Raw genomic sequence first — 8,318 nt, forward strand, 5'->3', positions numbered from 1 at the left:
TTATGAAATTATGGGTTTTAGGCAATTATTGTTGGTGAAACCCGCCCCTACAATCCTCGATCGCAGCTTGGAACTTTTACAAAATTTTACCAGATTAAGAAGTGGCTAGGGGCAACACTAAACGAGCCACAATTAAATTGTTTTCTAACATTTCTATAGAAAAGTTTCCCCCCATTAAGCGTACCGCTCGCTGACAAATTAAGAGATTTTGCACGATCGACCTATGGGAATTAGAAACCGCTAATATATCGGGTTCGGAACCGCCGTTGAAGGCAGCAATTAACTGTCGATCGCACGCGCCGCTATCGATCACAGACAATTCTAACAAATCTTCCCCCAACAACTCAGAGCGAATCTCAATCTTGGCGCCAACAGCAGAGCGCCTGCAAGCCGTCGTCAGCAATTCGCACAGAATCAAATCCAGCTTGATACTGTCCCCGCGAACACTCAAAGTCTGACCCGCAGGCATCGACACAGCAGTTTCTCTGTGCACTTCCAGCAAGACTTTCGCCTGTTTGACCTGGGGGGCCGTTCGATCGAGCGATCGCCTCAGCCAAGCGCTCACAGGCACCGCATCTTGTGCGAATTGCAGCCGCCAATGTTCCTGTTTTAGCAGCAAATGAGTTGACCCCAAAGCATTGCCAATTTGCCGCAAAACCTGTTGGTAGCGCAAAATTTTCAGAGCATCCTTTTGCTCCTTCGCCGACTGCAAAATCGACTGACTCAACTCCCCCAACTCCTTCACCCCCGCTCCCACCGTGCGGTAAAACTCCTCAAAACGGCGCTGTTTGTACCAGTTGAGCAACTCCAGATCCAATCGCTGCGACTCCTGGGCCGATTGCACCGCCAAATACCTGCGCCACCAAGCCAACTGAGACGCCATCGAGCTGAGTAAACTCACCGACAACTCCGACCACTGGCGGCCCGGAGCGTCTGCAGCCACCACAATGCCCACCGGAGCGTGTTCTGGGGCCGTCCGCAGCGCTACCGTCATAATCTCGCCAATTCCCGGACTGCGGAGCCACCGCTTTGTCGCCAGTGGCAGTTGGCTCGTGCTCTGTTGCACCACGCAGTTAGCAGCCAGGGTTTGTTGGATCAAAGCATCTGTTTTGACAGGAATCTCCGCCTCGGGATTGAGGGCAAATACGGGATTGGCAGCTACCGTCGCCACGATCGAACCTTCCTCATCACCGGGATTCCAAGTAATTACGGCTACTAAAGGACAGGAAATTGTCTGGGAAACGTGTTGAGCAAAGTTACGATCGAGCTTTTGTAGCGGCAACTCTGGGAACATCGGCGGTGAAGCAGCAGATATCTCTTGCTCAGATTGCTCATCAGGAGAATGGTGCAAAACCGCCAAACCCGATTTGAGCGATCGCTCAAATTGCTGATATTTGTCGATTGCCGAACTCTGCTGCCACGAGTGCAGGATCAATCCGAGTTGTTCGCCCACTAGCCGAACTAATTCTTGCTCCGATCGCCTCCAAGTGCGAGTTGCACTGTGCCCGACAACCAGCAAACCCTCGATCGATTTGCGATTGGCGATTTTCGATTTGAGATTGGGGTTTTCTCCCTCGGACTTTTTCGCCCGAGTGCTCGATGCCAAAAGCGATCGCACCCCAGCTTCCCCCAACACATCCCGCCAAGCGCCCAACCGCCCATCTTCCTCCCAATTTTCAATAGCTAGAGGTGCACTTGCTTGCAACAGCCCCACGTCAGCCACATCCAGGGCGTTGAGCGGCGACGGCACTGCCCTGCGGTTGCGGGGCAGATTTTGGCAGACAATTTCAAAGCGATTTTGTTCTTCGCCGTACAGCAGCAGCAAAAAGTATTCGCATTTGAGCCGATCGCACAACTGTTCGGCGGTATTTTTCAAAGTCGCCTCCCAGTCAGCATCGCTGTAGATGGCGTGAGCTATTCCCGCAGTTAAATCTCGATCGATCTCAATTTGCTGAATTTTCTCCTCCATCTCCGACACAGGAGCCGTCAGAGCCACTAACTGCGCCACTCCCCGCAGATAATGCTTTTCATTGTCTTGCCAAATCCGGGGCTCGCCGGCTTCGACTGCCAAAAATCCCAACAATTCCCCTTCCGAAACAATCGGCGCAGCCAACAGAGAGCGAGCGCGGATTTGCTGCATCAACCGCCCCGTCAGCTCAGTTTTCAGAGAACTTTGAGATTCACCGATCCAAACCATTTCTTCCCTGCCCAAAGCCTGATAAAATTCGCCCAAGTCTTGGACGGTGATGCCCGAAGCCGCTCGGCCCGGCCCGCTCAAACCCGGAGCAACTTCGCGGTTGCTGACTCGGCGCCAAAAATAGCGCCGCTCTCGCTCGAACCAATAAACATTGGTGCGCGTCGGCTCGATAAATTCATGAGTTTGTTCGACAACTGCTTGCAAGTATTGGTCGAGCGATCGCAATTCCCCCAACTGCGAAATCAGCGCTAAAAGAGACTCATCTGGGTGTTTAACTTGTTGTCGCTGCCAGTCTTTTTCTATTTGGTAAAGAGCAGTTGCCAGCGCTCCAAATACGATCGCCAACTGGGTTTTTTCCCCCGACTTGGGCGACGCTCCCCATACCTCAGTTCCGAGCAAAATCACGCCGTAGCAGCGGTCTTTGTAGCGCAGCGGAAACAGAGTCGTGCCTTGAATATTGAAAGTTTGAGCTGCTTTGCGCCATTCTCCGGCTCGGTTTTCCGATCGCAAATCCGGGACTCCCACCGGCCGGAGCTGAATCACCACTTGTTCCAGCAAATCCCCTGGGCTGAGGGCAAACCGCTGTTTGAGAAAAGACTGGTCGCCGTTAGGAGTTATGCCGCCTTTCCCGAACAATCTGTGGGCCTGTCGATCGTACAACCCGATCCAAATCAAACCCCAGTCAAATTCCGCTTGCAAGTAACCGAGTGTGGTCGAAAGTAGCACTTCCACATTCTCCTCTTCTCGGAGAGTCTGGAGAACGCGCTCTAGGGTCGCGATTTGTTCGTCTAAATCCTTTGGTCTTTGCTGCTGCCCCATTTCCAAGCTTCCCCGCACCTTGTCTAATTTAAAATTACTAACTTAAAGATTCAAAAAATTAAAATGCCAAAGAGTCAACTTATAATATAATCGTCTCACTTATCCTTCAGTCTCAAACATTGGATAAAGTCGATCGAAGTTGAAGTAACAACCTCACCTTCACTGTCTGCTCGTGAATATTTTTATTTTCCTTCTCCTTTCTAATTTGTAAATTGCCCCAGTACAAATCATTGGATATTTATCAATCAAGTGTACGCCCGCTGTTGTTTTCCGTATTGAAAACCGATGCCGAGTGGCTGCACAACCGCACTCTCCAAGTTCTTGAACTCGCAGCCAGAACCCAGTCAAACCCAGCAACCAGCCAAATGCTCTCTCGATTGCAGAAATCTTTGGGAGTCCAAGATTCTCGCCTCGAACAATCTTTGTGGGGACTGAGCTTTAACAATCCTGTCGGCTTGGCCGCCGGATTTGATAAAAACGGCGTAGCTGCCGATATTTGGGCAAATTTTGGCTTTGGCTTTGCCGAACTTGGCACTGTCACTTGTCAACCACAGCCGGGAAACCCCCAACCTCGCTTGTTTCGCTTGACGGAGGACAGTGCAGCCCTCAACCGCATGGGATTTAACAATCAAGGAGCCGGGGCAATGGCAGCCCGGTTTCAGGCAGCACAGAAAAAGTCCCCACTCGATGCCCAGGGCCCCATGCCTCAGTCTCCGTTCCCCTTGGGCATCAATCTCGGTAAATCTAAGGTAACACCGTTAGAGCAGGCAGCAGCCGACTATTTCGAGAGTTTTAAGCTGCTGAAAGATTGGGGCGACTATTTTGTAGTCAACGTTTCCTCTCCGAATACGCCTGGATTGCGATCGCTCCAAGATGCTGCTGGGCTTACCACAATTTTGGAAATGTTGCAACAAGAAAATCGGGGAATCAAGCCCATTTTAGTCAAGATTGCGCCGGATTTGGAGTCGGAGGATCTCGTATCTATCCTCGACTTAGCAAAAACCTACCAATTAGCAGGAATTATCGCCACCAATACCACCATCCGCCGCGACGGATTGAAAACACAAATATTGCCAGAAACAGGCAAACCAATCGCCGAAGAAGCCGGGGGAATTAGCGGGCTTCCTGTGCGGGAGCGATCGACAGAAGTAATCCGATTTATCTGGCAATATACAAAAGGCGAATTGCCCATAATTGGAGTTGGCGGCATTTTCACCGCCGAAGATGCTTGGGAAAAAATAGCCGCCGGTGCCAGTTTAATTCAAGTTTACACCGGTTGGGTTTACGAAGGGCCTTGGATGGTGCGTCGGATTCTCCAAGGTTTGTTGCAAAAGTTAGAAAAACGCGGATTTAGTTCTATTTCTGAGGCAGTAGGTTCGGACAATCAATAGACATAGGACTGTTGACTGTTAACTGTTAACTAATGACTAATGACTAATGATATCAATTCCGGTTGCATTGGAATGATTAAACCGCAGAGAACGCAGAGAACGCAGAGGAAGAGAACAGAGAGATGAATAATTCTGATGCTAACGGATTTGATATGACTAATGACTAATGACTATTGACTGTTGACTGGTGACTGTGAGTAAAAAAATGAAAATTGCGCGAATTATTTGTTGGCAGCTTGATTCGACTTTAAGCCCGACTTAGAAGCGCGGATTTGATATCATTCCGGCCTGACTGCCGGAATTGATATGACTCACAGTGCGATCGCTAAAAAAACTATCAGGCAACACTATACCAACAGTTCCCTAACATTAATACTACAATAAATCTTTTCTTTTCCCTCGACTTTAATCAGTTTTAGATCAAAAGTAAATCAGCGCTCTAAAATTTCAATAATCTTAACAAATCGATTGATATAATATCATGTCCGGTCGAGCGACCGCAATTTTTGTAGGGGCGGGTTCACCAACAATACCTGCCAATAATTGACCATCTCAAAAACCCGCCCCTACCGGGATATTATGGTTAATCGATCGGACATGATATAACACGCATCTAATCAAATATTTCCGCTAATTTCAAAGCATTAACTTGAGCTTGAGCTTTATGCAGCGACTCCTGCCATTCCCTTTCTGGATCGCTATCAGCAACAATCCCCGCACCCACTTGTCCCCAAACAACTCCCCCTGTCGTACCGTCACTTTTTGGTGCATATAAAAGGGTGCGAATTAAAATATTTAAATCCAGGTTGCCGCGCCAGTCCAAATAACCGCAAGAACCGTAAAATAAATTGCGCTTCACAGGTTCCAATTCTTCGATAATTTCCAGACAGCGCACTTTCGGACAACCTGTAATCGTACCGCCCGGAAATACCCCTCGAATTAAGTCGATCGCGTCGCAATCTTCTCTTAATGTACCGATAACATTACTGACGAGGTGCATCACATGACTGTAGCGTTCAATCGTCAGAAATTCGTTAACTTTTACCGAACCCCATTCACACACCCTCCCGATATCGTTGCGTTCTAAGTCAACTAACATAATATGTTCGGCTCTTTCTTTGATATTCTCTATTAATTCCTGTGCTAACTGCTCATCTTGAATGGAGGTTAAACCTCGCGGTCTCGTTCCCGCGATCGGTCTAGTATCCACTTTTTTCCCTAATAATTGAACCAGTCTTTCCGGCGAACAACTAACTATCGCCCCCCACGGAGTTTGCCAATAACTTGCAAAAGGCGAAGGATTGATCTGTTGCAAAGCGCGGTAAATTGACCAACTACTGCAATCTGTACGGGCTTCAAACCGCAAAGATAAATTAGCCTGAAAAATATCGCCCGCATGAATATACTTCTGAGCTTTTCGCACTATTTCTTTATACTCACTCTGAGATAATTGGAAAATAGGAGTAGCCGAATTTTGTTGAGAATTTTCCGGTAAATTATTCTCGATTATTTCTGGCTTGGTTTCCTCTAATTGATGCTGCATAACATCGAGGTGAGAAGGTTGACTCGCAGCCAACCAGAGAATTTGCGTTTGACTGTCTAAAACTGCAAAAGATTCTGGTTCGTACCAACAGCTAACCGGGAAAGGAAGCGGATCGGTATTGAGTTGGGGCAGGTGTTCGATTTCCCATGCTAAATCATAACCTAGCCATCCCAACCAACCCCCAGTAAAAGGAATTTCCGGCGGTACATTCACTGCTAAATTTTGCTCTTGAGAGTCCAAAAGAGCGCGTAGAAAAGGTAAAATTTCACCGACTGGTGGTGTCCATAGCTGAGATTGACCGTCAATTATCCGGGGAGAACCCGCACAAATAGAATATCGTGCCAAGTTAGTAGAAGATGTAACTGGACTTTCTAGCAGAACAGCCATATCGCGGGGGAAACACTCCGATATTGAGCCTGCACTTTCGGCGGTTTTACCGAGAAATAAAGTTTGAAAAATCTCCGATCCGCTGCGCTGATTTAGGGGAAGCTTTCGCCAATGCCAAGGTTGTATTTGTTTCATTATAGATTGCACTAGGGTTAACACTTTCAGGACTTACGCAAAATGTCAATTCTGTAGTAAAGTGCACAGTTCGCACCCTCCTAAAATCGATTTAAAGCGTTATCTCAGCCATTATTTACAACTTTCCAAATATCTCCGCTTGCCTCTTTTTTGAGGCGTATCCAACCCCTAACGGAGTTAATGAGAAATATAGTTTTGGTTCTGTGCAAATCATCTAAGGTAATTAATTCTTCTCTGATTTTTCCCTCCTCTAAAAGTTGAGAACGAAACGTCCCCGGTAATAAACCGCACTTGAGGGGAGGTGTGATTAGACCTGCGGGTGTATCGATCGCGATATTGGCGATCGTGGATTCGGTGATAACTCCATCTTGATTCCACAGAAAGACATCCTGATATTGGGGCTGCGACTCCAAAGCCATTGTATAAGGCAATCGGTAAGTTGTCTTGTGGTAAAGAAATGGGTTTTGAGAATCGATCGGTTGGCGGGCAATTCCCACAGATGCACCGATTTTTAAGATACCGCTATCTAGTGTCTGAGCTTGTAACGTTATGTTTCCCTCACAAGATATTGTTAACCGTATTTTGTGTTTGACTGACCCGCAAGTCATACTTAATGCTTGTAAAGCTTTGCTTGTTTCTGTTAGCGATAGGGAAAAATTAAAATAATCAGCCGATCGCTGTAATCTTTGAAGATGTCTGTCTAGCAAAAAATAGCCGTTTTTGGGTTCCCATAAAAGTGATTCCAGCAATTCAAAGTTTGGCTGGTGTTGAATCATATTTTTGTCAATATAATATAATGTAAATTCGGGAACAAGACAATTATTAGACCCGCGAAGCGGCCTGTTCGTGTAATTATATAGGAAGTTAACTTGAATTTATGTTGCCTAAATCCTTTATATTTCAATGGCGCTTTGCCATCGGGCTGTTAATATTAACCTCAGTGCTCACACCCCTAGCGCTCAACTACTACGTCCGATTTGTTACCCGCAACTACCGCCACAGCGATATAGCTAACGTGCCTGCTGAACCCATTGCTATAGTTTTTGGTGCCGGACTTTGGGAAGACGGCACTCCAAGCCCCATGTTAGCCGATCGAGTGCAAGCAGCCGTCGATTTGTACAAAGCGGGGCGAGTGGACAAACTTTTGATGACAGGAGACAATAGCACCGTCGATTACAACGAAGTCCAAGCAATGCAGGACTACGCCGAAGCCCAGGGCGTACCGATTAATAATATCGTTCTCGATTATGCCGGATTTAGCACCTATGAAAGTTGCTACCGGGCGAAAGAGATTTTTGGCATAACGCAGGCTGTTTTAGTTACCCAAAACTTTCACTTAGCCCGCGCTGTTTATACCTGCCGCCGGTTGGGCATAAAGGCGATCGGCTTAGGAACGCCGGATTGGGGCAAATTTCGCCAAAAGGGCATGATTCGCTACACTTTCCGCGAATTTTTGGCAGTCATCAAAGCGCTTTGGGAAGTGCGCGTTACCCGTCCCGAACCGACTTTTTTGGGGCCGTTTGAAGGAATTCAAGAAAAGTTATGATATCATGTCCAGTCGAGCGACCGTGATTTTTGTAGGGGCCCGTGAGCCAACAATACCTGCCAACAAAGGACAATCTCCAAAACCCGCCCAGACCAGGATATTATGGTTAATTGATCGGACATGATATGAGTTATATGTTGAAGACTTTAGTCCTTAAAACAAAAACTAAAGTCTTCACTAAAAACAAATTTTATTACAACTAACCGGACATCAGGTAAGGAGTGCGAATTAAATAACTTACAATTTTAATTGTTATTGTGGGATGGGCGTCCCGCCCGTCTTTTTTGGACGGGCGGGACG

At 47.2% G+C, this 8,318-nt stretch carries 5 protein-coding genes; 2 read left to right on the forward strand and 3 right to left on the reverse strand.

Annotation, left to right across the window (positions count from 1 at the left end; all coding sequences use genetic code 11):
• Nucleotides 1–94 precede the first annotated feature (94 nt).
• On the reverse strand, nt 95–3,016 hold the full coding sequence (locus QUB26_RS25315) for a GAF domain-containing protein (protein WP_333320226.1): 2,922 nt from the start codon (nt 3,014–3,016) through the stop codon (nt 95–97).
• 230 nt (nt 3,017–3,246) lie between these two features.
• Here QUB26_RS25315 and QUB26_RS25320 point away from each other — a divergent pair, with 230 nt between their 5' ends.
• A complete protein-coding gene (locus QUB26_RS25320; RefSeq protein ID WP_333320228.1) occupies nt 3,247–4,407 on the forward strand; it encodes a quinone-dependent dihydroorotate dehydrogenase in 1,161 nt (386 codons plus the stop codon).
• A gap of 613 nt (nt 4,408–5,020) precedes the next feature.
• On the opposite strand, the gene QUB26_RS25325 is transcribed toward QUB26_RS25320, so the two are convergent.
• A complete protein-coding gene (locus QUB26_RS25325; protein ID WP_333320231.1) occupies nt 5,021–6,472 on the reverse strand; it encodes an anthranilate synthase component I in 1,452 nt (483 codons plus the stop codon).
• 104 nt (nt 6,473–6,576) lie between these two features.
• A complete protein-coding gene (locus QUB26_RS25330; RefSeq protein ID WP_333320233.1) occupies nt 6,577–7,248 on the reverse strand; it encodes an aminotransferase class IV in 672 nt (223 codons plus the stop codon).
• 101 nt (nt 7,249–7,349) lie between these two features.
• Between QUB26_RS25330 and QUB26_RS25335 the strand changes: the two genes are divergently transcribed.
• The gene (locus QUB26_RS25335) at nt 7,350–8,018 is read left to right on the forward strand and encodes an ElyC/SanA/YdcF family protein (protein WP_333241225.1); all 669 of its coding nucleotides are present in this window, start codon (nt 7,350–7,352) and stop codon (nt 8,016–8,018) included.
• Nucleotides 8,019–8,318 lie beyond the last annotated feature (300 nt).

Source organism: Microcoleus sp. B4-C1, assembly GCF_036705285.1.
Taxonomy (GTDB): domain Bacteria; phylum Cyanobacteriota; class Cyanobacteriia; order Cyanobacteriales; family Microcoleaceae; genus Microcoleus.